We start from the raw sequence: 26448 nt of genomic DNA, 5'->3' as shown, positions 1-26448 counted from the left end.
ATGACTATGGAAAGCCCAAGCAGTCTGGCCGACCGCTACGTCGCCGTCTGGAACGAAACCGATGCAGAGCGGCGCACAAGCCAAATCGCGGAACTATGGGTCACCCGGGGCCGGCACTATGTGGGCGATCGCGAGGTCGAAGGGTACGAGGCGCTCGAGAGACGAGTGCGTGAGTCTCATGAGAAGAACGTCAGGGATAATGCCAACCGATTTCGGGCCGCTGACGATGCTCGCCGGGTGCACGACGCCGTGGTCTTTCACTGGGAAATGCTTCCCGCCAAGGGCGACACCATTCTGGCCCGCGGGCTCGAGTTTCTCATCGTGGATGGCAGCGGAAAGATCGTGGCGGACTATCAGTTCTTTCCGGCTTGAGGCCGACGGATCGTCCTGCGGCGGGCCATCGTCCACCCAGCAAGTTCCGCCAAGCAAACACCGAGGCAATCATCGTGCCCGTCACCTATGTCATCAAATTCAACGTCGTGCCCGAGCAACGCTCGAATTTTCTACAACTGCTCGGGACGGTCCTCGATGCGATGAGAGATGAGCCGACCTTTCACCAAGCGGTCCTGCATCGCGATACGGCCTCCGAGTATCGCTTCATGCTCTACGAGACGTGGGAGAGCCATGAAGAGGTCTTGAACGTTCAGATCAAGCGGCCATATCGGGACGCTTGGCACCATGCGCTTCCCGAATTGCTCGCGTCGGACCGCGAAATCGAGATCTGGGAGCCCCTACGGAGCGACCATCGCTGACGTTTTCTGAGCGCAGCCCGGTCTGGTGTTTGCAGGCACCGAACGTGCCCCTCATCGGCTTACAGCATTGAGTCAACTGAGGTCATGTTCCCAGGCGAGAGTGGCCCCGGCGTTCGGCTCGGCGCCGGGCCAAGAGCAAATCAGGAACTCGTCCAAGCGTTGCGGATTAGCTCTGTCGGGCGGACTGAGTTCCTCCAGCGAGACGGTGATGGCGAGCGAGCGCAATACATTCCTCGGCGTCGCAGCGTGCGACCTTGCCCTGCCTGTTCCCCTTGCTCTTGGCGAAGCCGACATCGTCATCTTCGCAGCTGCCGATGCCACACCGCATTTGGAGGGCCGGACCAGCCATGCCGCGAATGGCCCAACGGCCATTCGCAATGCTTTGCGCGTTTACCAGACCTGACCTTGTCAGGTGGGATTTCGACCAGGACGGAATCCTGCTCGACCCGGAGCAAATCCGGGTCATCGATGGCGGCGATCTTCCGACGTCACCCGATGCTCCCGAGGAAAACCGGAATACAATCAGGAGAGCCACCAAAAAGATCCTGACGTCCGGCGCGGTACCTATGCTGCTGGGCGGAGATGATTCCGTCCCCATACCGTTTTTCGAGGCGTTCGAAGATATCGGCAGGCTGACCATCCTGCAGATCGACGCGCATCTGGATTGGAAGGACCGGCGCGACGGCTCAGCACATACTTTTTCCAGCACGATGCGGCGCGCCAGCGAGTTGCCTTGGGTCGAACGGATTGTGCAGGTCGGTTTACGGGGGATCGGCGGCTCGGGGCCGCAGGAGCTCAGTTGCGCGCGGAACTGGGGCTCCAGGATTTTTACAGCACGAGACGTTAGGAGCCGGGGCGTTCATGCCGTCCTTAGTGCCGTCGAGGAAAACGCGAATTGCCTGATCACGATCGACTGTGACGGCCTCGATCCGTCCGTCATTCCCGGCGTGCTTCTGCCGCAACCCGGCGGCCTGTCCTATTTCGACGTCATAGACCTGATCGCGGGCGTCGCCTCGAAGGCCAGAATTGTCGGTCTCGATCTGGTGGAATTGGTGCCGGAGCGTGACGTGCAGAATATCGGGGCGATCTGCGCAGCGCGGATCATCTGCAACGCCATTGGACATATCGCCAAGCAGAAGCGCTAGCCGGCCGGCCTGTCTCCCAGCGCCTTCCGGATCATCTCGGCGAGCTGGTTGCGGCGGTAGGGTTTTGTCAGGAGCATGACGCCGTCGTCGAGCTTGCCGTGGTGGACGATGGCGTTGTCGGTGTAGCCGGAGGTGTAGAGCACCTTCACCCCGGGGCGGATCGTCGCCACCTTGTCGGCGAGATCGCGTCCGCTCATGCCGCCGGGAATGACGACGTCGGTGAACAGCAGGTCGAACGGCTGGCCGGCCTGGATCAATTCGAGCGCGGCCTTGCCGTCGGGCGCGGCGACGGTCTGGTAACCGAGGCTCTGGAGCTGCACGGTGACGAAGTTGCGCACCAGCGGGTCATCCTCGACCACGAAAATGGTCTCGGCGCCGCCTTCCGCCTGCGGCGTCGTGGTGGGGGCCACCTCGGCCATGCCTTCGCCCGGCGGCAGATAGAGCTTGATCGTGGTGCCGTGGCCTTCCTCGCTGTAGATCTTGATGTGGCCGCCGGACTGCTTGACGAACCCGTAGACCATGGAGAGGCCGAGGCCGCTTCCTTTGCCGACCTCCTTGGTGGTGAAGAACGGCTCGAACGCCTGCTGCTGCACCTCGGCCGGCATGCCGGTGCCGGTGTCGCTGACGGCGAGCATCACGTAAGTGCCGGGCCTCACGTCGGGATTGTTTTGCGCATAGGCCTGGTCGAGCACGACGCGGTGGGCCTCGAGCAGCAGCTTGCCGCCGTTCGGCATGGCGTCGCGGGCGTTGATCGCCATGTTGAGCAGGGCATTGGTGAGGCGGGACGGATCGATGTGCGCGGTCATCTGCCCCTGTTCGAGCACGGTCTCGATCTCGATCTGCTCGCCGAGGGTAGGACGCAGGAGTTTCGCGATGTCCGCGACCGCGGCGTTGATCTCGACGTTGCGCGGCTGCAGCGGCTGCCTGCGCGCGAAGGCGAGCAGATGCTGGATCAGTTCGGCGCAGCGTTCGGCGGCCTCGTCGATCAGGCGCGCCACGCGCTGGAGCTCAGGCTGCTGCTTCAGGCTTGCCACCAGCGTCTCGGTATTGCCGGAGATCACGGTCAGCATGTTGTTGAAGTCGTGCGCGACGCCGCCGGTGAGCTTGCCGATCGCATCCAGCTTCTGCGACTGGTACAATTGCCGCTCGGTCTCGCGCGAAATGGTCGCGTCGTGATAGACCAGCACCGCGCCGGAGACTTTGCCTTGCCCGTCCAGCATCGGCCGGCCGCTGATCATGAGATGGCGGGAAGGACTGCCGCTGTGCGGGCGGACGATCATCTCCATGTTCTCGAACGGTTCGCCGCGCAGCACGCGTGCCGACGGCAGCTGGTCGGGCTTGAGCGGGGTGACGCCGTCGCCGTGAAGCACGCTGGACATCGCCCGCAGATTGCGCAGGTTCATGCCGGTCCGGTGCAGCAGCATGCGCTCGGCGGCCGGATTGGACAGAAGGACATTGCCCTCGGCATCGATGACCAGCACTGCCTCCGCCATGCTGTGAAAGGTGCTCTGGAGCACGTTGACCGAGAGGCGCAGCTCGTCATGCGCGGTGACCAGATGGTCCGTACGCTCGGCCACCGCGGCCTCGAGCTGATGCTTGGCGGCCGTGGTTTCCAATAGCGTGCTCTTGAGGGCGCCCTCAGTGCGCCGGCTCTCGCGCATCATCATCACGACCAGCAGCAGGATCACCAGCGCGCCGGCGACGTCGATGCCGAGCAGCACGATGCCGGTGCGGCGCGAATCCTGGGAGCGCGCCGCGAGCAATCGTTCTTCCTCGGCGCTCAAATGATCGAAATTGCCCATCACCGTGTCCATGAGACCACGGCCCTCGCCCTTGCCCTGGAGCGCGGCAATGCCGGCCTGATCGTTTCCGGCGCGCAGGCGCATCACTTCGGCGGCGATCTCGATCCGGCGCAGCGCCAGCGGCTCGGTGCCCTCGAGCAGCGCGACATGTTCGGGAGTGTCGCGCACGCTGCGCTTGAGGTCGGCGAGTGCCGGTGCGATCCGGGCGTGCACCGCCTGGAATTCCTCGCTGAAGCTCGGGTTGCGATAGATCTCGTAGCCGCGTGCGGCGCTCTCGGCACTGCGCATCAGCACGCGCAGGTCGGAGATCTTCTTGAGCACCTGGACGGTGTGATTGACCCAGGCCGCGTCGGACCGCGACTTGACGTCGAGGCCGATAGAGGCTGCGGTGATGATCAGGAGGATGGCAAGTCCAGCACCGAGAATGACGCGCTGCGTTGGGATCAAGGGGCTTCTTTCTTGTCCTTCGGCTGCGAGCCATCGCCCGGCGCGGCGATGCATTCCCGGATCGTGGTCAGCAGCGCGTCCGGCGTGAACGGCTTGCGCAGGCAGCGGGTCGCGCCGAGCTCCAGCGCCATCCGGAGGAAGTCGGGAGAGGGCGAGGCGGATGAGGCGAAGGCGTAGCCGGACATCGCGATCAGCGGAACCGCCGGCGCGCGCTCGTGAAAGATGCGAATGGACTCGAAGCCGCGCATATGCGGCATGAAGATGTCGACCAGCATCACGTCGAAACTCTGGGTTTCGAGCGCAGCCAAACCCGTTTCTCCGCCGTCAGTCAACGTGACGTCGAAGCCCTGACGTTGGAGGAGGACCTCGATGGTCGCACCGACCATCGGATCGTCATCGACCACGAGAATACGCGGCATGACACTTCCCAGTCATCGAAGTCCCCATAGCCAAGTTGATACAGGTGAATCGCGCGTCGGGTCAATTTGGGATTGGATAAGGGTAGGTATGCACGGTGCGGTGAATAAAGGTCCGCTCGCATCGGTTGTACGCGCCAATCGCCGATGGCGAACACGAGGCGAGCGAAACAGGTGAGGCGCCCGCATGCGAAAAAGGCGCCGCATCGCTGCGACGCCTTCTTCTTCAAGTGTTGCAGGTCGGCTTACGGGCAGGGATGACGCTGGCCGTCATAGCCGAGATAGGTGCCGGACGCCGGATCGTAGGACTTGTAGCGCTGCGCACAGTAGCCCGCGGAGTCGCCGCCGCTATCGGGGACCACGGCGACTGACGGCTCATCATAATAGCTGTCGTCGCCATAGTAATAGGGGTCGTTGTAATAGCCGCCGCCGTAATAGGCGTACGATCCGAGGCCGCCGATCGCAGCACCCGCGGCAACACCAGGCCAGAAGCCGCCGCCGTGACGATGATGCCAGTGACGACCGCTCCAATTGCCGCTACCGCCCTGCCAGTTGCCCGCAGTCGCGACGCTGCGTGTACCGCCGAAGGACGGCGAGAAGGCCTGTCGGCTCGCGCCGCCTACGAAGCTGCCACCGCTGGGACGTACCGCTGAGCCGGCGGCGAAATTGCCACCGCCGCCGTCGATCCTCGCGCCGCCGAAATTGCCGCCGCCCATGCGGGCGCCGCCACCGCCAAAGTGAGCCCCGCCACCACCGAAGTGAGCGCCGCCGCCACCGCCGCCGAAGTGGGCACCGCCACCTCCGCCGAAATGGCCACCGCCGCCCCCGCCATGTCCGCCGCGACCTTGCGCAAAGCTTGGCGTCGCCAACGGGAGAACCAGCGCCACGGCCGCAGCCGCGCTCAAGACTTTCAGACTTTTCATGATCAAAACTCCTTTTCCCGGAAGCAAACCCCATGAATGGGCTGGAGTTCCTGGGATCACGGGGGTTTGCGTGCGAGGACAGGCTCTCATGGCGACGCTGTATCCGGCATGAACGGATCGCGTCCGATTTGCGGCAGCGTTCCGTGCCGGTAGACGCATCCGCAGCGGGGCAGCGCCGCCCGCGCCGAACTGGACATTTCGCCGTCCGGATGGCATCAGGACCCGACGAAGCAGGGCCCTTGCCGCATGAAACAATTCTTCCTCAAGTTCTTCACCTGGTGGAATGGCCAGACGTTTGGCACCCAACTCTGGACCAAGCGCTACGGCGAGCTGGTCGGCCAGGACGAGCAGGGCAACCTCTATTATCGCACCCGCGGCGGGGCGATCGACCCGGCGCTCGGCTTCGAGCGGCGTTGGGTGGTCTATAACGGCTATGCCGAGGCCAGCCGCATCCCGCCGTCCTGGCACGGCTGGATGCATCACACCGTCGACGTGCCGCCGACGCAGGACAACTACCAGCCGCGCGAGTGGGAAAAGCCGCACCAGCCCAATCTCACGGGCACGGCCAACGCCTACCGTCCCTCGGGCTCGACGCTCGCCAGTGGCAAGCGGCCCAAGGCAACCGGCGACTATCAGCCCTGGACGCCCAGCTAGGCTTCCGATCCCCGTCTCAACCCTTGTCGTGGGAGTGGATGCACCCGCATCCGCCTCGCTTTGCTGTGGACAGCGGGAACAGCGGGGATGAGTCCTGCGCGGGCGTTGCAGCCACGCGGGCGATGCGGCTCAATGGTCGCATCTTACGGAGATGGGAGACCATCGCGTTCGGTTCGGGCAACAGTTCGCGACTGGCCCGAAATGCAGCGGCCGCCGACCAGGACTCGATCGGGAAATAGGCCCCCGGTCTGGAAGCTCCGAAATCGCCCGATGAAATGTGCAGCCGCCGTAAGACAGGAAAGGCCGCTCGGGAAACCGGGCGGCCTTTTTCTTTGGGGGACAACTGGATGTCGCGTCCATGCGCGGCACCGCCATAGCGCGCGTGAACGCGCTTATGGCGCCGCAGCGCGTCCGGGACACGAGAGCGGAGACTAGGTCATCCGCTCAGCTGCGCGCTTCACCGCCTCTAGCCGCCGGGCCTGACCCTGCGCGCCGCGCTCTCTGAGCAACGCCAGCACTTCCGCAGGCGCGGTATCCGGCGAGCCTGCATTGAACGGCGGGGCGGGATTGTATTCGAGCTGAAGCTGGATCGCCTCCGCGGTGGTGCGATCGACCATGATCGAGACCAGGGTCAGCGCGAAATCGATTCCCGCGGTGACGCCGCCGCCGGTGATGCGGTTGCGGTCGACGCAGACGCGCGTCTTGGTCGGCGTCGCGCCGAACTGAGCGAGCATCTCCATCGCGCTCCAATGCGTGGCGGCGCGGTAGCCCTTCAGGAGGCCGGCGGCGCCGAGCGCCAGCGATCCCGTGCAGACCGAGGTGACGTATTTGGCGCCCTCGGCCTGCCGGCGCAGGAAACCGAGCACCTCCTCGTCATTGAGCAGATCGTTGGTGCCGCCGCCGCCCGGCACGCAGATCACGTCGAGCTGCGGGCAGTCGGCGAAGGTCGTGGTCGGCGTCAGCGTCAGCACGGAATCGCTCGGCACCGGCTCGATCCGTTTCCAGATCAAATGCAGTTTTGCGCCCGGCACAGAGGAGAACACCTGCAGGGGACCCGTAAAATCGAGCTGGGTGACGCGCGGAAACACCAAGAGACCGATCTGGAGCGGGGACGACATGAGAGCCTCCAATTATGAGCTTGACGGAAGCAGCCTGTCATGATGCCCTTCTGTCCAAAATGGCGTATTTCCCTCGCTTTCGGACATGACCATGATCGGCATCCTGATCTTCCAGGACTTCCAGTTGCTCGATGCGGCCGGCCCGATCTCCGTGTTCGAGATCGCGGCGCGCTGCACGGGCAAGACGACGACCGGGATCCGCGTGCTGGCGGTGAACGCGGGGCCCGTGCGCAGCTCGTCCGGCGTCGAGATGATGGCGCGCGACTTCAAGTCGGCCAATGCGATCACGACGCTGGTCGTGGCGGGAGGCGCGGGCGTGACGGACGCCGCGCGCTGCGAGGTCACGCGCGCCTTCGTGCAGCGGCTGGCGCGGCGCGGTGTGCGGGTGGCGAGCGTCTGCTCGGGCGCCTATGTGCTGGCCGAGGCGGGATTGCTCGACGGCCGCCGCGCCACCACCCATTGGGGACGCACGCGGGATTTCGTCGCGCGCTATCCCAAGGTGAAGTTCGAGCCGGACCAGATTTTCACGCGCGACGGCAATGTGTGGACGTCGGCAGGCATCACGGCGGGCATCGACCTTGCGCTCGCGATGGTGACGGAGGATCACGGCGAGCAGATCGCGCAGGACACCGCGCGGCAGCTCGTGCTCTATCATCGCCGCAGTGGCGGCCAGTCGCAGTTCTCGTCACTTCTGGAATTGAAGACGCCGAACGGGCGCTTCGGCGCGCTGCTGTCCTGGGCGCGCGAGAACCTCGACGCCCGCTTGACGGTCGAAGATCTCGCCGATCGCGCCGGCATGAGTGCGCGGCATTTTGCCCGCGCCTTTGCCGCCGAGACCGGCACGACGCCCTCGAAGGCCATCGAGCGCTTGCGCATCGAGGTCGCGCGCGAACGCGTGCAGTCCTCGCGCGAGGCGATCGAACTCGTCGCGGAGACAACCGGCTTCGGCGACCCCGAGCGCATGCGGCGCGCTTTCATCCGCGCCTTCGGTCAGCCGCCGCAGGCGCTGCGGCGCGCGGCAAGGGCCGGGTAGGGAGAATTCATCGATTTGGAAAGGCCGCTTGAGCGGGTGAGCGGACTTGCATATTGCCCGGCCTTGCGTCACCCGTTGCAGACGATCAGTACAACACGTACCGTCGCCGATCCCGATGCAAGGAACCCCAATGACCGATCGAGAAAAGATTCTGATTGCCCTTCGCGAAAAACCTTTGAAGACTTTCGAAGTCATGAAGCGCGTGAACATCAAGAACCAGGACGACTGTCAATCGCTCCTGTTGAAGATGCGTGACGAAGGCGCCGTGAAGTTCGATATTCACAAGGGAAATTGGCGCGCTGCGTGACGACATTCACTTGGTCACCAGCGGTTGACTTGCGGACTGGTTCAGCCCGATGCGGCCTTGCCGCCGGTTGCCGCGGCGCCCGAGGCCTGCGCGCGCGCCGTCAAGCGCCGCGCGATCGGCATCAGCATGTAGGGCGCCAGGTGAATGGGAAACTGCGTCATCGCGAAGTAGAGCCATGTGGTCGGCGGCAGCACGCCGGCGGTCGCGGCGAGCATCAGGCCCAGATTGCGCTGTGACACCATCAGCCCGAGCGCCAGCGCGCGCTCATAGCCGATGCGGCGGAACAGCAGCGTGGTGATGGCAAGCAGCGTGAAATAGATCGCGAAGGCGAGCGCCGCGAAGCCGAGGGTGGAGACCGGCCGGGCGACGAGATCGCTGGCGACGTCGCCCATGATCGCAGTCGCGAAGACCAGCAGGATGACGATGTTGAAGCCGTCGATCGGCTGCCTGTGGCGCTGGATCGCGGCCGCGCCGAAGACCTGCCGGATCACGGTCGCGGCCAGCAGCGATGCGGCGAGGATGCCGAGCAGCTTCAGCCCCAGCGCAGGCGGCGAGATGCTGAGCATGCCATCGAGGAACAGGCTTGCGAACAGCGAGGCCGTGAACGGCACCAGCGCGGTCGCGCTCACCAGCGTGACCAGCACCAGCGTGGCGTCGAGGCCCATCAGCGCGGCCAGCGCCGGCGCGGCCATCATCGGCGAGGCCATGCTCTGCAGCATCAATGCGAGCGCAAGGTCGGGGGCGCGCGCCGTGAGCCCGGTGACATGGACGATCAGCCCGACGATCACGGGCACGCCGATCATGGTCCAGACGGTGGCGGTCCCGACCAGCGCCGGCCGCCGCAGATGGCCGGTGAGCGCGGCGAGATCGACCCGCATGAAGGAGATGCAGAGCAGAACGAAGATCGCCTCCGTGACGTAGGGGCGCAGCAACGCCCCGAGCGGCGGCACCGCGAGCGCGATGAACACGACGGCCGCCACCGCGCGGGTGCCTTGGCCGCCAAGCCATGTCAGCCCGCGCAGGGGGAGGGCGAATATGCTTTGAAGAACGGGTGGCATCGGGAACGGCGTTTCAGCCCAATCCTTTCAGCCACGCGCCGATCTCGCTCACGGCGACATTGGCCTCCCGCAGCAATTTCCCCATCGTGAAAAAGCCGTGGAATTGGCCGGGATCATGCTTGGTAGCCATGGGCACGCCGGCCTCTTGGAAGGCCTGGTAGACGGCGGCGGCATCGGGATCGAGCACGACGGGCATGGGGGAGCGACCTTGCGGGTTTCCAGTTATGGTTGGAGTTCTTTTTGGTCGGAGCCGCCTGGCCCCCAGGGAGGTGCTCGACTATCCCATCCGGGGGCCGATCTGGCCAGACCGGGCCGGGAAGGGCAGGGATGCCGCCCTTCCCCCGCCGTATTCGCCGTGTTAACCGGATGGCCTGCGAGCGGCGGTATCCCCTGTAGAATGTCCAGCAAGCCCGATTCGCTGTTGAAGCCGCGCGAGATATGTTTCGAACATTTACCCTGACAGGTCTTGCGGCGCTTCTGGCCGCCACCGCACTGACGGCTGCAACGCCGGCGCAGGCGCAGATCGGCACGATCTTCTCCGATCCGCCGCCGCTTCGGCCGCCCGGCAACATTCCGCGTGGCCAGCCGCAACCGCAGCAGCAGATGCCCGACGACGACGAAGAGGTGCCGGAGCTGCCGCCGCAAGGCCGTGTGCTGCCGTCGCGTCCGATGGCGCCGCCGCCGGGTCGGCAGGGCAATGTGATGCCGGGGCCGGTCGAGACCCAGCCTCTGGCGCCGCCGCCCGGGTCTAGTGCTGCTCCGCCAAACCAGCCGCCGCCCGTCGCGGTCGCTCCACCCAATCCGCAAGGCGCCCCGGGCGCGCCCGGTCAGCGCCAGCCACAGCAGAAGGGCGGGCCGGGCGGCGCAGTCCCGCAGACGCCGGCGAGCCTTCAGCCGGGCGACGAGGTCGTCACCGAGCCGCCGGCCCAGAAGATCGTGAACAAGAAGGCGACCTTCTCCGGCCTCGACAAGATCACCGGGCGCATCATCAATTTCGACGAGGAGATCGGCGAGACGGTGCAGTTCGGAGCGCTGCGCGTCAAAACCGACGCCTGCTACACGCGGCCGGCGACCGAGGCCGCCAACACCGACGCCTTCGTCGAGGTCGACGAGATCACCTTGCAGGGTGAGGTGAAGCGCATCTTCTCGGGCTGGATGTACGCGGCAAGTCCGGGCCTGCACGGCGTTGAGCACCCGATCTACGATATCTGGCTCACCGACTGCAAAGAGCCGCAGCAGACGATTGCGACCGCGGCACCGGATCCCGGCACCAAGCCGGCAGCGCCGCCGCCGCCCGCGCAGAAGAAGGCCGCGCCCAAGCAGGTGCAGCAGCGTCCGCCGCAGCCGCTGCCGCCGATCCAGCAACAGCAGCCGGCACCGCCGCCGCCACCTCCGCCGCCCGAGCAGCGGCCGGGTCTGTTCGGTATCCCCGGGTTTGGCCGCTAGGCCAAATCCCGCGAGGTTTGGCCGGTAATCCTTGATTATTGCCGCGCGGCGATGATCTCGAGCGCGCGTGCGCCCGGGATCGCTTCGCCGGCGGAGAGCCTCAGGAAATCGCCGGGCTCGCCTGCGAGCGCCTTGTCGAGCAGCGCGGTGTAGCGCCGCCGCGAAATCTCGGCCGCGCCAAAACTCTTCAGGTGCTCGGTGACGTATTGGGTGTCGAGCAGCTCGAAGCCGCCATGGATGAGCCGCGCGACCAGATGCACCAGCGCGACCTTGGAGGCATCGCGCGCGGTGTGGAACATGCTCTCGCCGAAAAAGGCCCGGCCCAGGCTGACGCCGTAAAGCCCGCCGACGAGGTCCTCGCCCTGCCAGGCCTCGACGCTGTGGCAATGGCCGAGCTCGTACAGCCCGCCATAGAGGTCACGGATGCGCTTATTGATCCAGGTGTCCTCGCGCCCGGCCTGCGGCGCGGCGCAGCCGGCGATGGTGGCCTTGAAGGCGGTATTGACGGTGACGCGGAATGAATCCGAACGCACTGTGCGCGCGAGCCGGGAGGCCACGCGAAATCCATCGAGCGGGATGACCCCGCGCAACTCGGGCTCGACCCAGAACAGGGTCGGATCATCGGCGCTTTCGGCCATCGGAAAGATGCCGCAGGCATAGGCGCGCAGCAGCACGGCTGGCGTGATTTCAGACGGGGCAGAGTCGCGCGAAGTCATGGCCCGCCACAATAGCAGGATCGCAAGGCGGTTGCGATGGGCGGTGCGGATCAGTTCGCTGCGGCAGCAGCCGGCTTGCCGGCGGCAGCGGGGACACGGCGGAACGTCAAGACAACGCGGGTTCCGGAATGGGTGGGGTCGCGCTCGACCGAAGCGTCGAGCTTCGTGGCCATGGCTGCGACGATACGCTGGCCCATGCCGGTCGAGCGCGGATCGGCCTTGACGTTGTCGCCGACGCCATCGTCGCTGATCGATAGCAGGAGATCGTCGCCCTGCGAGGTCAGCTCGACATGGATCGGGCCGGCGCCGTCCGGGTAGGCGTATTTCACCGCGTTCATCACCAGTTCGTTGACGATGATGCCGACGGCGACCGCACGGTCCGGATCGATCTCGATCGGTTCGGCCTTCAGCGTCAGGCGCGACATCCGATTGCCCTCGGCCGAGCGCCTGAGATCCTCGAGCAGCGAGTCCAGATACTGGTTCAGGACCACGCTCTTCAGGTCCTGCGAGGTGTAGAGGCGGCGGTGCACCTGCGCGACCGCGGCGACGCGGCCCATCGCGTTGGTCAATGCAGCCTTGACCTCGTCCTGCGCGGCGGAGCTTGCCTGCAGGTGCAGCAGGGAGGCGATGATCTGGAGCGAGTTGCCGACGCGGTGGTTGACCTCGCGCAGCAGCAGCTCGCGTTCGGCTGCGAGCGCAGCGTAGCGGTCGCGCGAGGCATGGATCTCGGCTTCGGCTTCCTCGCGCGCCTTCTGCAGTTCGGCCTGGCGCAGCGCGCCCTCGGCCGCGACGTGAAGCAGGGGGATGAAGTCGCCCTTGACGTCCTTGACGAGATAATCGGCCGCGCCCGCTTTCAGCGCCGTCACCGCAATGCTGGAATCCTGCGACGCGGTGACGAAGACCACCGGCGGCGCGCCCGGTATCGCCATGATCTGCTCCAGCGTCTCCAGTCCGTCGAGGCCGGGCATGTACTGGTCGAGCGCCACGACGTCGATGCCGCGGTCAATGCTGTCCTGCGCGCCCGCGCGGCGGATGAGCTCGAGGCCTTCCTCGCCGCTTGCGGCGTGAACGACCTTGTAGCCGCGCCGTGTCAGGCCGCGATCGACCAGGCGCGCAAGCGCCCCGTCGTCGTCGATGTAGAGCAGTGTGGGCATGCGCTGGTTCATGGGGCGGCGGGCGGGACCTGGATGACCGAGAAGAACAAGCCGAGCTGCCGGATGGCATTGGCGAAATTCTCGTAGTTCACGGGCTTGGTGATGTAGACATTGCAGCCGAGCTCGTAGCAGCGCTTGATTTCCTGGGAATCGTCGGTGGTGGTCAGCACCACCACGGGCGAGGCCTTCAGATATTTGTTCTCCTTGATCTGCTTGAGAATGTCGATCCCGGTCATGTCGGGAAGGTTGAGATCGAGCAGGATCAGGAGCGCATTACCTTTCTGCACGAGCCCGCTGCCGTCGGGCCCGAACAGGTGTTTCATCGCGTCCGTGCCGTTGGCAAAGGAGATGATCTCGTTGTTGACGCCGGACCTACGGATGTTCCGCTCGATCAGCCGCGCGTGTCCTTCGTCGTCCTCGATCATGATGATGCTGACGGGTTGAGTCATTGATCCGCGTTCCGGTTGCTGGCGTTCCAGGTGATGGGCAGCGTGATGGTGAAGGTACTGCCCGTATTCAGTTCCGATGATACCGACATGGTGCCGCCGAGGCGACGCACAAGTGCACGCACATGCGCAAGACCGATGCCCTGACCGGGCTTGTCCTGGGTTCCGGCGCGGCGAAACAGGTCAAAGATCCGCTGGTGGTCCTTGGGGTCGATGCCGCGGCCGTTATCGCTGATCTCGAAGATTGCGTAGCCGAGCTTGGTGCGCCCGCGAATTCTGATCTCGCCGGGGACGCCGGGCTTGAGATATTTGATGGCATTGTCGATCAGATTGGAGAAGATCTGCTCCAGCGCCAGGCGGTCGCTGACGAGATCGGGCAGGGGCGCGACATGAATCTCCGCCTGCGCCTCGGCGGCCTGATGCGCCAGCGTCGACACGATCGCTTCGGTCAGCTCGGCGGTGTCGATCTTTTCCGGCTGGAACTCGCGCCGGCCCTCGCGGGTGAGATTGAGGATCGCCGAGATCAGGCGGTCCATTTTGGCGATCGACGACTTGATGAAGCCCAGCGCTTCGGAAAAATCCGCCGAGAGCTGCTTATCGGGACCTTCGAGCGCGATCTCGCCGTCCGGCAGCGGCGGCCCGTCGGCCGGGACGTGGGTAAGGCCGCCGATACGGCGGAAAATGTCGCCGCCGAGCTCTTCGAGTTCGCTGGTGAAGCCCATGATGTTGACGAGTGGCGAGCGCAGATCGTGGCTGACGATATAGGCAAAGCGCTGGATCTCGTTGTTGGCTTCGCGCAGATCGGCCGTGCGTTCGTCGACCACGGCCTCCAGGTTGACGTTGGCATCGCGCAGGCGCGCCTCGGCATCGTCACGGGCACGGACCGAGTGCCGCACCAGCCAGATCGAGATCAGCGCCAGCAGCACTACGAGGCCGGAGCCGATGCCCGTCATCGACGCCGCGAGGGTCTGGCTGCGGTCCGAATTGACCGATCGGAGCCGGAACAGCCGTTCTTCTTCCTGGATCATCCCAGTCGCGACTTTGGCGATGGCGGCTGTCGCGTCCGTGGAGACAACCTCGCGGACCAGCGCTGCGGCCTTCTCCGGCTCGCCCCTCCGGATGAAATCCATCTCCTGCGCGAACTGCCCGAGCCGGGTCTCGATCGCTGCGCTCAGCTTCTCGATGTTCTCGCGTTGCGCCGGATTGTCGCCGATCAGGCGCGTGAGCCTGTCCAGAGCCGGGATGATGGCCGCCACGGCCTTGTCATGGTCGGCCTTGAAGTCCTCCCCCTTTGTCAGGAGGTAGCCGCGGGCCGTGCTCTCAGCCCGCCGGATTTCCAGCAGGAGGGCGTTGATCTGGTTCTCCGCCTCGATGGTGTGAACCACCCATTTGCTGTCGTCTCTCGCCTTGTTGACGAGGTAGACGGAGCCGGCGCTGATCACCGTCAGCACCAGCAGTCCCGCTGCGAACAGCAGGATCTGCCAAAATGTACGCCGTCGCTGCGCGTCAGCGGTCACGACGGTCTCGCTCGATCAGGATTGCCGGACTTCAAAACGCCCCCTCGGAACTGTCCCCATCGTCCCAAACGCGATTAGGGCCAAAGGGTTCCATGCCGAGGGACGGCTACTTCGGGGCGGGTTCCGCCTTGCCGGCGAGATATTGTTCCAGCCAGTGGATGTGGTAGTCGCCGTTGATGATGTCGTCTTCGCGCACCAGAGCGCGGAACAGCGGCAAGGTGGTCTCGATGCCCTCGACCACCATCTCGTCCAGCGCCCGGCGCAACCGCATCAGGCACTCGCCGCGGGTCTTGCCGTGCACGATCAGCTTGCCGACCAGCGAGTCGTAATAAGGCGGGATCGTGTAGCCTTGATAGACGGCGGAATCGATCCGCACGCCGAGTCCTCCCGGCGGGTGATATTGCGTGATGCGGCCGGGCGAAGGACGAAAGGTCTGCGGATTCTCGGCGTTGATGCGGCACTCGATCGCGTGGCCGATGACCTGGACCTCTTCCTGCCTCGCCGGCAGGTCGCCGCCGGCGGCGATGCGGATCTGCTCCAGCACGAGGTCGATGTCGGTGATGCTCTCGGTGACGGGATGCTCGACCTGGATGCGCGTGTTCATCTCGATGAAGTAGAACTCGCCGTCCTCGAACAGGAATTCGATGGTGCCGACGCCGAGATATTTCATCTCGCGCATCGCCTTGGCGCAGGTCTCGCCGATCTTGTCGCGTGCGGCCGCAGTCAGCACAGGCGAGGGGCCTTCCTCCCAGACCTTCTGGTGGCGTCGCTGCAGCGAGCAGTCGCGTTCGCCGAGATGAATCGCGCCGCCGCGGCCGTCGCCGAGGATCTGGATCTCGATGTGGCGCGGCTTCTGCAGATATTTCTCGAGGTAGACGGAGGCATCGCCGAAAGCGGATTTGGCCTCGTTGGCAGCCGTCGACAGCGCGACCTGAAGATCGGCCTCGCTCTCGGCCACTTTCATGCCGCGGCCGCCGCCGCCCGCCGCGGCCTTGACCAGCACGGGGAAGCCGATCTTCCTGGCGATCGCCATTGCGTCGTCGTTGGGGCCGACCCCTCCGTCGGAGCCGGGCACCACGGGAATGCCGAGCTTCTTGGCCGTCCTCTTGGCCTCGATCTTGTCGCCCATCAGGCGGATGTGCTCGGCCTTCGGGCCGATGAAATGCAGATTATGCTCGGCGAGGATTTCGGCGAAGCGCGCGTTCTCCGACAGGAAGCCGTAGCCGGGATGCACGGCATCGGCCCCTGTGATCTCGCAGGCCGCGAGCAGCGCGGGCACGTTGAGATAGCTGTCCTTGGAGGCCGGTGGCCCGATGCACACGCTCTCGTCCGACAGGCGCACATGCATGGCATCGGCGTCGGCGGTGGAGTGCACGGCGACGGTCGCGATCCCGAGCTCCTTGCAGGCCCTGAGGATGCGAAGGGCGATCTCGCCGCGATTGGCTATGAGGATCTTGTCGAACATGGTGTCCTTATTGGACTGACGCGCGGAAAGCGGCGAGGGCGATGAGACCGCCCTCGAACGTCACTCAATGATCACGAGCGGCTCGCCGTATTCGACCGGCTGGCCGTCCTCGATCACGATCTGCGTCACCGTGCCGGCGCGCGGCGAGGGGATCTGGTTCATGGTCTTCATGGCTTCGATGATCAGCAGCGTCTGGCCGACCGAGACCTTGCTGCCAACCTCGATGAACGGCTTGGCGCCGGGCTCCGGCGACCAATAGGCGGTGCCGACCATCGGCGAGGTCACGGCGCCGGGATGCTTCGACAGGTCGGCGGCGGCAGGCGCGGCGGCAACTGTGGCCGCCGGGAGGGCGGCCGGGGCGGCCGCCATCTGCATCGGCATGGTCGCGGCGACGCTGATGTTGCGGGCGACGCGCAGGCGCAGGCCGGCTCGCTCGATCTCGATTTCGGTGAGGCTGGTCTCATCGAGCAGCAAGGCGAGCTCGCGGACGAGGGCGGAATCCTCGCTGGAAAACTTTGCGGCTGCTTTGTCGTCTGGCTGGCGCGCCATGTTGTTTGATCCGAATGTTCTGTGTGAAGGGGGAGCGTCAGGCTTTGGGCTTGATGCCGAGCTTGGCGGCAAGGCCCTGGATGGCGAGGCGGTAGCCCTCGATGCCGAAACCGCAGAGCGAGGCGAAGGCCGCGCGCGCGGTGTAGGAGTGATGTCGGAAATTCTCGCGGGCGTGGATGTTGGTGACGTGCACCTCGACCGTCGGGATCTGCACCGCGAGCAGCGCGTCGTGCAGCGCGATCGATGTGTGCGAATAGCCGCCGGCATTGATGATGATGCCCTTCATCTTGCGGGCATGTGCCTCGTGGATGAAGTCGATCAGCTCGCCCTCGCGGTTGGACTGCCGGCAGTCGGCCTTGAGGCCGAACATAGCCGCCGTCTCCCGGCACAGCGCCTCGACGTCGGCCAGCGACGCATGCCCGTACTTCTCGGGCTCGCGTGTCCCCAACATGTTGAGGTTCGGCCCGTTCAGGACAAGGATCGTGTCGGTTGCTGGTTCGGCCATTCCAATCCCGCAAGAGGTGCTTCGGCGTGGCGGGGGTTATAGGTAACAAAGCGCGTGAGGGGAAGCCTTGAAGGACCTCCGAGGGGGCTTCAGATAGCTCATCCGGGGTGCAAAAATCTGTGCGCAAGCTACGGAAATTGCTTGTTAACCAGTCCGAACCATGGCTGTCGCAGTGCCAGAGGGGCGGGGTCTCCCGAGAGACCGAAAGCCCCCGCCGATCTCTCGGCGGGGGCTCGTGCGGGATGGGTCGGTCAGCGGACCGGCTTAGCCCTCGATGACGTACACGATCTCGCGCGTCTGCGGACGAACGATGACGTACTGGCCGTGCACGAAGATCACCTCGTAGCCGCGCCACTCCGGATAGATCTCGACGATCCGCGGCGGGAGCGGGTGGAAATGAACGCTGGCAGGGACCGTCGTGCCGACAGAGATGTTGAAGTTGACGTTGGTCGTTTCCTCGATCTTGGTCGACTTGATCGCGGATGTGATCTCGGTCCGCTTCTCGGGCGGCGGTGCAGAAGCGGTCGCGGAGGCCGTGCCGGTCGTGGTCTGAGACTTGGTATCGGCAGCCTTGTTGTCCGCACCCTTGGTCTGGCTGTCTGCGCCCTTGGTCTGGGCGTTCATGTTGCCGCTCTTGGTGTCAGTCTCCGTGCTCTTGGACTTGTCCGTTTGGGACTTGTCCATCGTGCTCTTCGACTTGTCCTGCGCTGCCTTGTCCTGCGCTGACTTGTCATGCATGGACTTGTCCTGCGCGGACTTGTCTTGCGCGGACTTATCCTGCGCGCCTTGGGCGTGCTCACCCTTCGCCGCGCCGGCCTTCTCGTCGGCCGCGTTCTTGTTCATCGCGCCAGACTTGTCCATCCCGCCCGACGATTTCTCCTCGGCTGCACCGCCGGGCTTCGTGGCGCCGCCAGTCTGACCGACGGTGCCCTTCTCCTGGGCGGATTCCTTACCCATCGAGCCGCCGCGCTCGGCGGCGCCGGAAGGCTGCGAATGCTGCGTCGGCTGCGCGCCTGCACCGCCACCGCTGTCGCGGTTCATGGTGCCCTGCGCGTTCGCCAGACCGGTGCCGGCGACGAGCGCGAGCGCGGCGACCGAGATCATAAAGCGGTTAGACATTGAATTCTCCTCACGTGTTTCTCTGCGTCATTGCCCGCGCCGACAACGAAAGGAGTTATCAGGAGTTCCGGAACATTGGCGGTTCCGCGGCATTTGTTTGTTGAATGCCCGATGAACGCGCGCGCCAGATTTCGGCGCAATGAAAAGGCCGGCTTTTCAGCCGGCCTCGTTGCATGCGTGAGTTGTAGACGTGATCCGCAGATCGCTTGTCAGCAAGTCGCCTTGTTAACAAGTCGCCTTGTTAGCAGGTCGCTTTGCCGCAGCGGGCCACAGCGATCTTTTCCTTCAGGCTATCGACACCGACGGCGCCGACAACGATCTGCTTGCCGATCACGTAGCTGGGCGTGCCGTTCATGCCCATCGCTTCGGCGAGCTTGAAGTTCTCCTCGATGGTGGTGCGCACCTCGGCGCTGCCGATGTCCTTCTCGATTTTAGCGGTGTCGAGGCCGGCCTCCTTGGCCGCCTGAAGCGCACGCGCCTTGTCGGCCGCGCCACGGCCGCCGAGCAGCTTCTGATGGAAATCGAGATATTTCTTGCCGGAGGGATCCTGCATGCGCACCGCGACGGCGACCTGGGCTGCTTCGACCGAGCCCTGGCTCAGCACCGGAAACTCCTTCAGCACCACCTTCAGCTTCGGATCAGCCTTCATGAGGGTGAGCATGTCGTCCATCGCGCGCTTGCAGTAGCCGCAATTGTAGTCGAAGAACTCGACGAAGGTGACGTCGCCGTCCTTGTTGCCGAGCACGACTTGGCGCGGCGAGTTGAAGATCGCGTCGGAATTCTGCGCGACGCTGGCCTCGTGTTTTTGCGTCTCGGCTGCGGCCTGGCGCTTGGTGAGCTCGGTCATCGCTTCCTCGAGCACCTCGGGATGGGTGACGAGATAGTTCTTGATGATGACCTCGATGTCCGTGCGCTGGGCATCGGAGAAGCTGTCGGCCGACGCGGGCGCGGCTGCGCCGAATATGGCGAGCGCAAACAGCGCGGGAGCAAGCAGGCGCAGCGAAGGCATAGGCAAATCCTCTTATCCAAAGCAGGTTTCGGAAAACGTCCCGGCGGACTTAAGCTCGGTGTCGTGACGTCGTTTCGTAAGGCGTCGTTTCTTAAGGCGTCGTGGCGTAAGGCGTCGACTTGTCAGGTCGTCTTGGTCTTGTCAGTTGCGCGGCGGTTTCGACGCCACGATGTCGTCGGCCTTGACCCATCCGGGCGTGCCGACGGCGAAACGGGTTTTCGCGCGCGTCGCAAGCTCGCGGGCGGTCTTGTTGTCGCCGCGCAGATAAGCGGCCTGCGCCGACGCCAGATCGGCCTCGGCATAGTCGCCCTTACGGCCATAGGCCATCGCGAGCTGCATGTAGCCGAGAATGGCCTCCGGTTCCCGTGCGACCGCGGCCCGGAGAATCCGAACGGCGTCATCGGTGTAGGCCTTATTATCGGACCCAACCAGAGCCTGCCCAAGTAACATCTCGATGAGGGGCGCGTTGTTCGAAAGTGCGACAGCCTTGCGCAGGGCAGGGATCGCCTCGGCCGGCTTGCCGCCCTCCAGCAGGGCCTGGCCGCGCACCTCGTAAAAATACGCATTGTTGGGCTGGACCTGGATCAGCGCGTCGATCTGGGTGAGCGCGCTGCGCAAATCCCCGTGCAGATAGGTGCTGATGGCGCGGGCGTAGCGCGCCGGCATGCTGTCGTTGGTCAGGGGATAGCGGCGGTACACCGTCTCCGGCCGCTCCATGAAGGCGGAGATCTTGGCGCGCACCATGTCGTGGCGGAGCTGGAGCGCGGGATCGTCCTTCTTGTCCCAATAAGGGCTGGAGCTGGCGAACTCTTGCAAGGAAGCGACGCGCTCGGCGGGCATCGGGTGCGACTGGAGATAGGGATCGGCGCCGCGTGCCGCGAACAGGCTCTCGCTGGTGAAGCGCTTGAAGGTCTCGTACATGCCCTTCGGCGACTGCTGGGTCGCAGTCAGGAATTTCACGCCGGCGCGATCGGCGTTCTCCTCCTGCTGGCGCTGGTAGGACAGCAGCGTCCGGCGGATCATCTCCTGGGGGCCGGCGAGGGCGGCGGCTCCGGCATTGGCAAGGCCATTGTTGCCGGCGCTGCCACTGCCGCGGGTGCTGCCTACAGCCATCGCGCCGGCGCCGAGCAGCATGGCGATGATCATCTGGGTCTGGGCGTTGGCGAGCTGCTCGCGCAGCTTGGACAGATGGCCGCCGGCCAGATGCCCGGTCTCGTGCGCGAGCACGCCGATGATCTGGTTCGGCGTCTCCGACTGGAGGATCGCACCGTAATTGACGAAGATGCGGCGGCCATCGGCGACGAACGCGTTGAACGAGCCCTCGTTGACGATCACCATCTGGATGTTCTGCTTTTCCAGACCGGCGGCGCGCAGGATCGGGCGGGTGTATTCGCGCAGCAGCTGCTCGGTCTCGGTGTCGCGCAGGACCGGCGGCCCCTTGGCCTGCGCATGCGCGGCCGAGAACGGCGTCAGCGCGATCGCAGCCGCCGCGAGGAGCGAGGTGAGGGCGGTGGCCTTCTTGCGCAATGCGATCTGGAACAACATCAAGCGGTCTGGGTCAAACGGTCTTGTCAGCAAGCTTGTCAGGCATTCCTGGTCAAGCAGTTCAGTGATTGGTTTTGGCGATTGGCGGCGGACCGGATACGCGATATGCCCCTTTGAGCCGTACCCCTTATGAGCCGTACAATGCGGCCAGTCTGGGGCGCAAGCACCCCGTTTTTCCCGGGTCGGACGGATCGGCCCCGCCAGCGAATAGCAGAAATCGATGCACGATGCGACCTTGAGGAACCGATTGGGAGAGTGGCTCGCGCCCTCCCGCCGCAGCGATGTTCCCCCGTTCATGGTGATGGACGTGATGGCCGCGGCGGCCCGAATCGAGGCGGCCGGGGGCCATGTCATCCACATGGAGGTTGGCCAGCCCGCCGCGGGCGCGCCGAAGACCGCGATTGCAGCCGCCCATGCGGCGCTCGAGGCGGGGCGGATCGATTATACCTCAGCACTCGGCATCCCCTCCTTGCGCGCGCGCATCGCGCGGCATTATCGCGATGCCTATGGCTGTGACGTTAGCCCCGAGCGGATCGTGGTGACCACCGGCTCCTCCGGCGGGTTCATTCTGGCATTCCTCGCGATGTTCGAGCCGGGCGACCGCGTTGCCGTAACGGTGCCGGGTTATCCGCCGTACCGTCATATCCTCACTGCGCTGGGCTGCGAGCCGGTGCTGATCGAGACCACGAACGACACGCGCCATGCGTTGACCGGCGAGGCGCTGCTGGCCGCCCATCGCAAGGCTCCGCTGAAGGGCGTGCTGGTCGGCAGCCCCGCCAATCCGACCGGGACCATGATGTCCCGCGAGGCGCTCGCTGGCCTGATCGCGGCGGCGGAAGACGCGGGCATCCGTTTCATCTCGGACGAGATCTATCACGGGCTCGACTACGCGTTTCCCGCGGTGACGGCGGCGGCGCTCTCGGACCACGCGCTCGTGATCAACTCGTTCTCGAAGTATTTTTGCATGACGGGCTGGCGCGTCGGCTGGATGGTCGTGCCCGAGATTCTGGTGCGGCCGATCGAGCGGCTGCAGCAGAACCTGTCGATCTCGGTGCCGTCGCTGTCGCAGATCGCGGCCGAAGCGGCCTTCGACGGCGCGGCCGAGATGGAGGAGATCAAGCACGGCTATCAGGAAAACCGGCGCATCCTGATCGAGGGATTGCCCAAGGCCGGCCTGACCAGGTTTCTGCCGGCCGACGGTGCATTCTATCTCTATGCGGACGTCTCGGACTTCACCTCCGACAGTTTCGAATTCGCCAAGCAGATGCTCGAACAGGCCCATGTCGCGGTCACGCCGGGCCTCGACTTCGATCCCATCCATGGTCGTTCATTCATACGGCTCTCTTATGCGCGTTCGGCAGCGGAGATGCGGGAAGCAGTTGACCGGATCGCTCACTGGCTTAAATAGCCGCCAGTTTTCGACAGCCTTCTGGAGTGCAACTTGTCTGACCGTTTCGTCCCGTCTACCGCCACGCATTCTCCTCTCGCCGCTTTGATGTGGCCAGTCCGGCCGGGTGAAACCGTCGCCGCCTTGCGCGGTGCCGTGCTGATTGCGCTCGGCACCGCCTTGATGGCGCTGTCAGCCAAGGTGAACCTGCCGCTGCCCTACGTGCCCATGACGTTGCAGACGCTGGTCGTGTTGATGATCGGCGCCGCCTATGGCTGGCGGCTTGGCAGCGCAACCATGATCGCCTACCTCGCCGAGGGCGCAATGGGCTTGCCGGTGTTCGCCGGTCCCGTTGGTGGAATCGCACCGTTGGTCGGCCCGACCGCGGGCTATCTGTTCGGCTTCATTGGCGCCGCCTTCGTCACCGGCTGGCTCGCCGAGCGCGGCTGGGATCGCAGCGTAATGCTGCTGTTTGCGGCCATGGCCGTTGGCCACATCCTCATTCTGGCCGCGGGCTTTGGCTGGCTGGCCTTCGGCCTCGGCCTTGGCGCCGCAAAGGCGTGGCAGGTCGGCCTGATGCCGTTCGTTGCGGCCTCGCTGGTCAAGAACGCGCTGGGTGCGACGTTGATGCCGGCGATACGCCGGGTCGTCGATCCCAGGTAAAGCGCGCAATAACGAGCAGTTCCGATTGACAGGGCCGGCCAAGTTGATCTTGGCTGGCCTGGCGTTTTGAGGGGGAGTGAAACAATGACGACGACAACGATGGTGGGGGCGCCGGTCGCGCCGCCCGCCGCAAAGCCGTGGTACAAGGTCCTTTATATCCAGGTGTTGATCGCGATCGTGCTCGGCGCCATCGTCGGCTGGCTCTGGCCGTCAGTCGCCACCAATGAGTGGATCAAGGCACTCGGCGACGGCTTCATCAAGCTGATCAAGATGGTGATCGCGCCGATCATCTTCTGCACCGTTGTCTCGGGCATCGCCCACATCCAGGACGCCAAGAAGGTCGGCCGCATCGGCGTCAAGGCGCTGGTCTATTTCGAGATCGTCTCGACCTTCGCACTGGTGATCGGACTCATCATCGGCAATCTGGTGAAGCCGGGTGCGGGCTTCGGCGGCGCCGCCGCCAACGCGCAGGCCGTCGCCAATTACGCCAAGCAGGCCGAAGGCCAGAAGTCCGTCGACTTCGTGCTGCATATCATTCCGGACACCGTCGTCGGCGCCTTCGCGCAGGGCGAGATCCTGCAGGTGTTGCTGTTCTCGGTGCTGTTCGGCTTCGCCATCATGGGGCTCGGCGAACGCGGCCACACCATCCGCAGCTTCATCGACGACGCCGCGCATGCGGTGTTCGGCGTCATCTCCATCGTGATGCGCGCGGCCCCGATCGGCGCCTTCGGCGCGATGGCCTACACCATCGGCAAGTTCGGCACCGGGGCGATCTTCAACCTGGTCGGCCTGATCGCGACGTTCTACGTGACCGCGGCGCTGTTCGTGTTCGTCGTGCTCGGAATCATCGCGCGCTTCGCCGGCTTCTCCATCTTCAAGTTCCTCGCCTACATCAAGGACGAGCTGCTGATCGTGCTCGGCACCTCGTCCTCGGAAAGCGCGTTGCCGTCCTTGATGGAAAAGCTCGAGCGCCTCGGCTGCTCGAAGTCGGTGGTCGGCCTCGTGGTGCCCACGGGCTATTCGTTCAATCTCGACGGCACCAACATCTACATGACGCTGGCGACCCTGTTCATCGCGCAGGCGCTAGGCTTCGATCTCACCTTCGGCCAGCAGCTCACCATCCTGGTGGTGGCGATGCTGACCTCGAAGGGTGCCTCCGGCATCACGGGCGCGGGCTTCATCACGCTGGCGGCGACGCTCGCCGTGGTCGATCCGCGCCTCGTGCCGGGCATGGCGATCGTGCTCGGCATCGACAAGTTCATGAGCGAGTGTCGCGCGCTGACCAATCTGTGCGGCAACGGCGTTGCCTGCGTGATCGTCGCCTGGTGGGAGGGCGAACTCGATCGCGACAAGCTCAACGCCAACCTCGCCAGGCAGATCGATCCGACCGACATGGAAACGGCGGTCACGACGGACTGATCTGCATTTGGCGGTGCCGAGCGCCGTCAGATCTTGAAGTAATAGGGCTGGTCGAGATCCTCGATCAGCCCTTTTTCTTTTGGCGACCAGCCGAGAGCAGCACGCGTCTTCGCGCTCGAGGTCGGAACGTCGGCGGCCGCGAACTGTGCGAACCAGCCGAAATGCGCGGCCGCTTCCTCGGGCGATTGGGACACCACGGGCACGCCGAGCCGCCGGCCGATCACTTCCGCAATCGCCTTGAACGGCACGCCTTCCTCGGCGATCGCGTGATAGTGCTTCGCGGTTGCGCCTTGCTCCAGCGCTAGCCGGTAGACGCGCGCGGCATCGAAGCGGTGCGCGGCGGGCCAGCGGTTGCCGCCATCGCCGACATAGGCCGATACGCCTTTCTGGCGCGCGAGGTTGATCAGGATCGGGACGAAGCCGTGGTCGCCCTCGCCATGCGTGGAGGGCGGAAGACGCACCACGGCGGCGCGGACGCCGGCCAGCGACAGCGCGGTCGCTTCCGACACGCGTGGAAAGCGGTGCGATGATTCATCGTCCTCGGCGGCGAGGCGGCCGGGCGCAAGCAGCGCGACGCCGGAGGTGACGATGAGGGGGCGACCGGAGCCCTTGAGCTCCTCGCCGATCGCCAGGATCGCGCGGCGGTCGAGCTCGCAATTGTCCAGAAACTTCGAGAAGTCGTGGTTGAAGCCGAGGTGCAGGACGCCGTCGGAGGCGGCCGCGCCGCTGCGCAAGGAGGCATGGTCCTCCAGCGACCCGCGGTGGACATCGGCGCCCATCGCGGCGAGCGCCGCGGCTCCCGCGTCGGAGCGGGCGAGGCCAGTGACGCGGTGGCCGGCGGCGATCAGGTCGCGGACGACGGCGGAGCCAACGAAGCCGGTGGCACCAGTGACGAAAACACGCATGAGTATCTCCAGAGTTGGTGGAGACGACCATCTGCGCTAGCATTATCCGGGTAAAGTAGTGACATTATCAGGGTATGATAGCTAACAGGATGAGCGAGAGCGCGACAGCTGAGAACCTCTTGGGGACCTACCTCAAGGACCGCCGCACCCGGCTCGACGCCGCCGCGTTCGGCTTCGCGGGGAGCCGCAGGCGTACGCCGGGACTCCGCCGCGAGGAGGTGGCGCAGCGCGCCAATATCAGCCCGACCTGGTACACCTGGCTCGAGCAGGGCCGCGGCGGCGCGCCGTCGCCCGATGTGCTCGACCGCATCGCGCGAGCGCTGATGCTGACCGATGTCGAGCGCGAGCACCTGTTTCTGATCGGACTCGGGCGCCCGCCCAAGGTGCGCTACCAGGCGAGCGAAGGCGTCTCGCCGCGGCTGCAGCGCGTGCTTGATGCTCTGGAGACCAGCCCGGCGATTATCAGGACTGCAATCTGGGACGTCGTTGCCTGGAATCGCGCGGCCACCATCGTCCTGACCGATTACGCCAAGCTCCCGCCGGAGCGGCGCAACATCTTGCGGTTGATCTTCTGCGAGCCGCGGGTGCGCGCCGCGCAACATGACTGGGACAGTGTGGCCCGCTTCGTGGTCGCCGCCTTCAGGGCGGATGCAGCGCGGGCCGGGGCCGTCTCGCATGTCGCCGACTTCGTCGACGAGCTCTGCCGCCTCAGCCCCGAATTCGCATCGCTATGGCGCGACAACGACGTCCGCGCCCATGGCGAAGGCGTCAAGCATCTACGCCACCCCGTGCTCGGTCCGATCGCGTTCGAATATTCGGCCTTTGCCGTCGATGGTAGGCCCGATCTCAGCATGGTCGTCTACAATCCGGCGACGCCTGATGATGCCGAACGCATCAGGACACTTCTCGCCGAGCGCGCCGGCTGACGGAATTTGCGTACTCGCGCGT

The 26448-nt window shown here is 65.2% G+C and carries 27 protein-coding genes and 2 pseudogenes; 12 read left to right on the top strand and 17 right to left on the bottom strand.

The genetic code is table 11. The features are described 5' to 3' along the window. Window positions 1-6: 6 nt before the first annotated feature. From ACVIN2_RS03750 to ACVIN2_RS03735, 4 genes are all read left to right on the top strand, one after another. A complete protein-coding gene (locus ACVIN2_RS03750; RefSeq protein ID WP_456764541.1) occupies window positions 7-372 on the top strand; it encodes a hypothetical protein in 366 nt (121 codons plus the stop codon). A gap of 74 nt (window positions 373-446) precedes the next feature. Next, window positions 447-752 carry a putative quinol monooxygenase gene (locus ACVIN2_RS03745; RefSeq protein ID WP_456764540.1) on the top strand — a complete coding sequence of 102 codons (306 nt, stop codon included), beginning with the start codon at window positions 447-449 and terminating at the stop codon, window positions 750-752. A 208-nt stretch (window positions 753-960) separates the two neighbouring features. Beyond that, complete coding sequence (locus ACVIN2_RS03740) at window positions 961-1155, top strand: hypothetical protein (RefSeq protein WP_456764539.1); 195 nt, start codon at window positions 961-963, stop codon at window positions 1153-1155. Next, a complete protein-coding gene (locus ACVIN2_RS03735; RefSeq protein WP_456764538.1) occupies window positions 1130-1897 on the top strand; it encodes an arginase family protein in 768 nt (255 codons plus the stop codon). The genes ACVIN2_RS03740 and ACVIN2_RS03735 overlap by 26 nt, the downstream gene beginning before the upstream one ends. Here ACVIN2_RS03735 and ACVIN2_RS03730 read toward each other — a convergent pair. The 3 genes from ACVIN2_RS03730 to ACVIN2_RS03720 all read right to left on the bottom strand — a co-directional run bounded on the left by ACVIN2_RS03730 (window position 1894) and on the right by ACVIN2_RS03720 (window position 5485). Then, window positions 1894-4146: a CHASE3 domain-containing protein gene (locus ACVIN2_RS03730; RefSeq protein ID WP_456764537.1), complete on the bottom strand. Its 2253-nt coding sequence runs from the start codon at window positions 4144-4146 to the stop codon at window positions 1894-1896. The two genes, ACVIN2_RS03735 and ACVIN2_RS03730, sit on opposite strands and share 4 nt — an antisense overlap. Then, entirely contained in the window at window positions 4143-4565 is a 423-nt protein-coding gene (locus ACVIN2_RS03725; RefSeq protein WP_027569815.1) for a response regulator, read from the bottom strand. The genes ACVIN2_RS03730 and ACVIN2_RS03725 overlap by 4 nt, the downstream gene beginning before the upstream one ends. A gap of 242 nt (window positions 4566-4807) precedes the next feature. Continuing rightward, window positions 4808-5485, bottom strand: a complete 678-nt coding sequence (locus tag ACVIN2_RS03720) for a BA14K family protein (RefSeq protein WP_456764536.1) — start codon at window positions 5483-5485, stop codon at window positions 4808-4810. Between the two features lie 246 nt (window positions 5486-5731). Between ACVIN2_RS03720 and ACVIN2_RS03715 the strand changes: the two genes are divergently transcribed. After that, window positions 5732-6139: an NADH:ubiquinone oxidoreductase subunit NDUFA12 gene (locus tag ACVIN2_RS03715; RefSeq protein ID WP_354054866.1), complete on the top strand. Its 408-nt coding sequence runs from the start codon at window positions 5732-5734 to the stop codon at window positions 6137-6139. A 431-nt stretch (window positions 6140-6570) separates the two neighbouring features. Here the strand turns inward: ACVIN2_RS03715 and ACVIN2_RS03710 are convergent, their stop codons facing one another. Further along, window positions 6571-7257, bottom strand: a complete 687-nt coding sequence (locus ACVIN2_RS03710) for a DJ-1/PfpI family protein (protein ID WP_456764535.1) — start codon at window positions 7255-7257, stop codon at window positions 6571-6573. A 91-nt stretch (window positions 7258-7348) separates the two neighbouring features. Here ACVIN2_RS03710 and ACVIN2_RS03705 point away from each other — a divergent pair, with 91 nt between their 5' ends. Next, window positions 7349-8290, top strand: a complete 942-nt coding sequence (locus ACVIN2_RS03705; RefSeq protein WP_456764534.1) for a GlxA family transcriptional regulator — start codon at window positions 7349-7351, stop codon at window positions 8288-8290. Window positions 8291-8420: 130 nt separating this feature from the next. Further along, entirely contained in the window at window positions 8421-8597 is a 177-nt protein-coding gene (locus tag ACVIN2_RS03700; protein WP_275171898.1) for a hypothetical protein, read from the top strand. A 41-nt stretch (window positions 8598-8638) separates the two neighbouring features. Here ACVIN2_RS03700 and ACVIN2_RS03695 read toward each other — a convergent pair whose 3' ends face one another. Both ACVIN2_RS03695 and ACVIN2_RS03690 read right to left on the bottom strand, forming a co-directional pair. Then, the gene (locus ACVIN2_RS03695; protein WP_456764533.1) at window positions 8639-9655 is read right to left on the bottom strand and encodes a Na+-dependent transporter; all 1017 of its coding nucleotides are present in this window, start codon (window positions 9653-9655) and stop codon (window positions 8639-8641) included. 13 nt (window positions 9656-9668) lie between these two features. Further along, window positions 9669-9800, bottom strand: a pseudogene (locus tag ACVIN2_RS03690) (alpha/beta hydrolase); the annotation flags it as partial. Window positions 9801-10052: 252 nt separating this feature from the next. Here ACVIN2_RS03690 and ACVIN2_RS03685 point away from each other — a divergent pair. After that, a pseudogene (locus ACVIN2_RS03685) lies at window positions 10053-11101 on the top strand (DUF2155 domain-containing protein). A gap of 35 nt (window positions 11102-11136) precedes the next feature. Here ACVIN2_RS03685 and aat read toward each other — a convergent pair. The 10 genes from aat to ACVIN2_RS03635 form a co-directional block, all read right to left on the bottom strand. Then, window positions 11137-11817, bottom strand: coding sequence for a leucyl/phenylalanyl-tRNA--protein transferase (gene aat / locus ACVIN2_RS03680; protein ID WP_026232743.1), 681 nt, complete (start codon window positions 11815-11817; stop codon window positions 11137-11139). Between the two features lie 50 nt (window positions 11818-11867). Continuing rightward, the gene (locus ACVIN2_RS03675) at window positions 11868-12983 is read right to left on the bottom strand and encodes a sensor histidine kinase (RefSeq protein ID WP_456764532.1); all 1116 of its coding nucleotides are present in this window, start codon (window positions 12981-12983) and stop codon (window positions 11868-11870) included. Then, complete coding sequence (locus ACVIN2_RS03670) at window positions 12980-13420, bottom strand: response regulator (RefSeq protein WP_007609730.1); 441 nt, start codon at window positions 13418-13420, stop codon at window positions 12980-12982. The genes ACVIN2_RS03675 and ACVIN2_RS03670 overlap by 4 nt, the downstream gene beginning before the upstream one ends. Next, the gene (locus ACVIN2_RS03665; protein WP_456764531.1) at window positions 13417-14934 is read right to left on the bottom strand and encodes a sensor histidine kinase; all 1518 of its coding nucleotides are present in this window, start codon (window positions 14932-14934) and stop codon (window positions 13417-13419) included. Before ACVIN2_RS03665 ends, ACVIN2_RS03670 begins: the two co-directional genes overlap by 4 nt. 106 nt (window positions 14935-15040) lie before the next feature. Further along, window positions 15041-16399, bottom strand: coding sequence for an acetyl-CoA carboxylase biotin carboxylase subunit (accC, locus tag ACVIN2_RS03660; protein WP_456764530.1), 1359 nt, complete (start codon window positions 16397-16399; stop codon window positions 15041-15043). A 60-nt stretch (window positions 16400-16459) separates the two neighbouring features. Further along, entirely contained in the window at window positions 16460-16948 is a 489-nt protein-coding gene (gene accB / locus ACVIN2_RS03655) for an acetyl-CoA carboxylase biotin carboxyl carrier protein (RefSeq protein ID WP_456764529.1), read from the bottom strand. Window positions 16949-16985: 37 nt separating this feature from the next. Continuing rightward, window positions 16986-17453: a type II 3-dehydroquinate dehydratase gene (aroQ, locus tag ACVIN2_RS03650; protein ID WP_456764528.1), complete on the bottom strand. Its 468-nt coding sequence runs from the start codon at window positions 17451-17453 to the stop codon at window positions 16986-16988. Window positions 17454-17717: 264 nt separating this feature from the next. After that, window positions 17718-18572 (bottom strand): DUF1236 domain-containing protein, encoded by an 855-nt coding sequence (locus ACVIN2_RS03645; RefSeq protein WP_456764527.1) that lies wholly within the window; start codon window positions 18570-18572, stop codon window positions 17718-17720. A gap of 241 nt (window positions 18573-18813) precedes the next feature. After that, window positions 18814-19581, bottom strand: coding sequence for a DsbA family protein (locus ACVIN2_RS03640; RefSeq protein ID WP_456764526.1), 768 nt, complete (start codon window positions 19579-19581; stop codon window positions 18814-18816). Between the two features lie 141 nt (window positions 19582-19722). Beyond that, a complete protein-coding gene (locus tag ACVIN2_RS03635; protein WP_456764525.1) occupies window positions 19723-21126 on the bottom strand; it encodes a M48 family metalloprotease in 1404 nt (467 codons plus the stop codon). Between the two features lie 220 nt (window positions 21127-21346). Between ACVIN2_RS03635 and ACVIN2_RS03630 the strand changes: the two genes are divergently transcribed. From ACVIN2_RS03630 to ACVIN2_RS03620, 3 genes are all read left to right on the top strand, one after another. Continuing rightward, window positions 21347-22534, top strand: coding sequence for a pyridoxal phosphate-dependent aminotransferase (locus ACVIN2_RS03630; RefSeq protein ID WP_456764524.1), 1188 nt, complete (start codon window positions 21347-21349; stop codon window positions 22532-22534). An 87-nt stretch (window positions 22535-22621) separates the two neighbouring features. Continuing rightward, window positions 22622-23176: a biotin transporter BioY gene (locus ACVIN2_RS03625; RefSeq protein WP_456769637.1), complete on the top strand. Its 555-nt coding sequence runs from the start codon at window positions 22622-22624 to the stop codon at window positions 23174-23176. Window positions 23177-23260: 84 nt separating this feature from the next. Then, window positions 23261-24595, top strand: a complete 1335-nt coding sequence (locus tag ACVIN2_RS03620) for a dicarboxylate/amino acid:cation symporter (protein WP_456764523.1) — start codon at window positions 23261-23263, stop codon at window positions 24593-24595. 26 nt (window positions 24596-24621) lie between these two features. Here the strand turns inward: ACVIN2_RS03620 and ACVIN2_RS03615 are convergent, their stop codons facing one another. After that, entirely contained in the window at window positions 24622-25500 is an 879-nt protein-coding gene (locus tag ACVIN2_RS03615; RefSeq protein WP_456764522.1) for an SDR family oxidoreductase, read from the bottom strand. 89 nt (window positions 25501-25589) lie between these two features. On the opposite strand from ACVIN2_RS03615, the gene ACVIN2_RS03610 reads away from it, so the two are divergent. Further along, the gene (locus ACVIN2_RS03610; RefSeq protein WP_456764521.1) at window positions 25590-26426 is read left to right on the top strand and encodes a helix-turn-helix transcriptional regulator; all 837 of its coding nucleotides are present in this window, start codon (window positions 25590-25592) and stop codon (window positions 26424-26426) included. The last annotated feature ends 22 nt before the right edge of the window (window positions 26427-26448 follow it).

Source organism: Bradyrhizobium sp. USDA 3650, assembly GCF_054057395.1.
Note: the sequence above shows the minus strand (reverse complement) of the source record. Positions and strands in the feature narration are given on the sequence as shown.

Bases quoted from the DNA above. Each gene is read 5' to 3' on its own strand.
- ACVIN2_RS03625 (WP_456769637.1), top strand. From the start codon at position 22,622: ATGTGGCCAGTCCGGCCGGGTGAAACCGTCGCCGCCTTGCGCGGTGCC.
- ACVIN2_RS03675 (WP_456764532.1), bottom strand. From the start codon at position 12,983: ATGAACCAGCGCATGCCCACACTGCTCTACATCGACGACGACGGGGCG.
- ACVIN2_RS03645 (WP_456764527.1), bottom strand. From the start codon at position 18,572: ATGTCTAACCGCTTTATGATCTCGGTCGCCGCGCTCGCGCTCGTCGCC.
- ACVIN2_RS03705 (WP_456764534.1), top strand. From the start codon at position 7,349: ATGATCGGCATCCTGATCTTCCAGGACTTCCAGTTGCTCGATGCGGCC.
- ACVIN2_RS03725 (WP_027569815.1), bottom strand. From the start codon at position 4,565: ATGCCGCGTATTCTCGTGGTCGATGACGATCCGATGGTCGGTGCGACC.
- aat (WP_026232743.1), bottom strand. From the start codon at position 11,817: ATGACTTCGCGCGACTCTGCCCCGTCTGAAATCACGCCAGCCGTGCTG.
- ACVIN2_RS03715 (WP_354054866.1), top strand. From the start codon at position 5,732: ATGAAACAATTCTTCCTCAAGTTCTTCACCTGGTGGAATGGCCAGACG.
- aroQ (WP_456764528.1), bottom strand. From the start codon at position 17,453: ATGGCCGAACCAGCAACCGACACGATCCTTGTCCTGAACGGGCCGAAC.
- ACVIN2_RS03635 (WP_456764525.1), bottom strand. From the start codon at position 21,126: ATGTTGTTCCAGATCGCATTGCGCAAGAAGGCCACCGCCCTCACCTCG.
- ACVIN2_RS03670 (WP_007609730.1), bottom strand. From the start codon at position 13,420: ATGACTCAACCCGTCAGCATCATCATGATCGAGGACGACGAAGGACAC.
- ACVIN2_RS03710 (WP_456764535.1), bottom strand. From the start codon at position 7,257: ATGTCGTCCCCGCTCCAGATCGGTCTCTTGGTGTTTCCGCGCGTCACC.
- ACVIN2_RS03615 (WP_456764522.1), bottom strand. From the start codon at position 25,500: ATGCGTGTTTTCGTCACTGGTGCCACCGGCTTCGTTGGCTCCGCCGTC.
- ACVIN2_RS03735 (WP_456764538.1), top strand. From the start codon at position 1,130: ATGCTTTGCGCGTTTACCAGACCTGACCTTGTCAGGTGGGATTTCGAC.
- ACVIN2_RS03630 (WP_456764524.1), top strand. From the start codon at position 21,347: ATGCACGATGCGACCTTGAGGAACCGATTGGGAGAGTGGCTCGCGCCC.
- ACVIN2_RS03640 (WP_456764526.1), bottom strand. From the start codon at position 19,581: ATGCCTTCGCTGCGCCTGCTTGCTCCCGCGCTGTTTGCGCTCGCCATA.
- ACVIN2_RS03620 (WP_456764523.1), top strand. From the start codon at position 23,261: ATGACGACGACAACGATGGTGGGGGCGCCGGTCGCGCCGCCCGCCGCA.
- ACVIN2_RS03720 (WP_456764536.1), bottom strand. From the start codon at position 5,485: ATGAAAAGTCTGAAAGTCTTGAGCGCGGCTGCGGCCGTGGCGCTGGTT.
- ACVIN2_RS03610 (WP_456764521.1), top strand. From the start codon at position 25,590: ATGAGCGAGAGCGCGACAGCTGAGAACCTCTTGGGGACCTACCTCAAG.
- accC (WP_456764530.1), bottom strand. From the start codon at position 16,399: ATGTTCGACAAGATCCTCATAGCCAATCGCGGCGAGATCGCCCTTCGC.
- ACVIN2_RS03750 (WP_456764541.1), top strand. From the start codon at position 7: ATGGAAAGCCCAAGCAGTCTGGCCGACCGCTACGTCGCCGTCTGGAAC.
- accB (WP_456764529.1), bottom strand. From the start codon at position 16,948: ATGGCGCGCCAGCCAGACGACAAAGCAGCCGCAAAGTTTTCCAGCGAG.
- ACVIN2_RS03695 (WP_456764533.1), bottom strand. From the start codon at position 9,655: ATGCCACCCGTTCTTCAAAGCATATTCGCCCTCCCCCTGCGCGGGCTG.
- ACVIN2_RS03740 (WP_456764539.1), top strand. From the start codon at position 961: ATGGCGAGCGAGCGCAATACATTCCTCGGCGTCGCAGCGTGCGACCTT.
- ACVIN2_RS03700 (WP_275171898.1), top strand. From the start codon at position 8,421: ATGACCGATCGAGAAAAGATTCTGATTGCCCTTCGCGAAAAACCTTTG.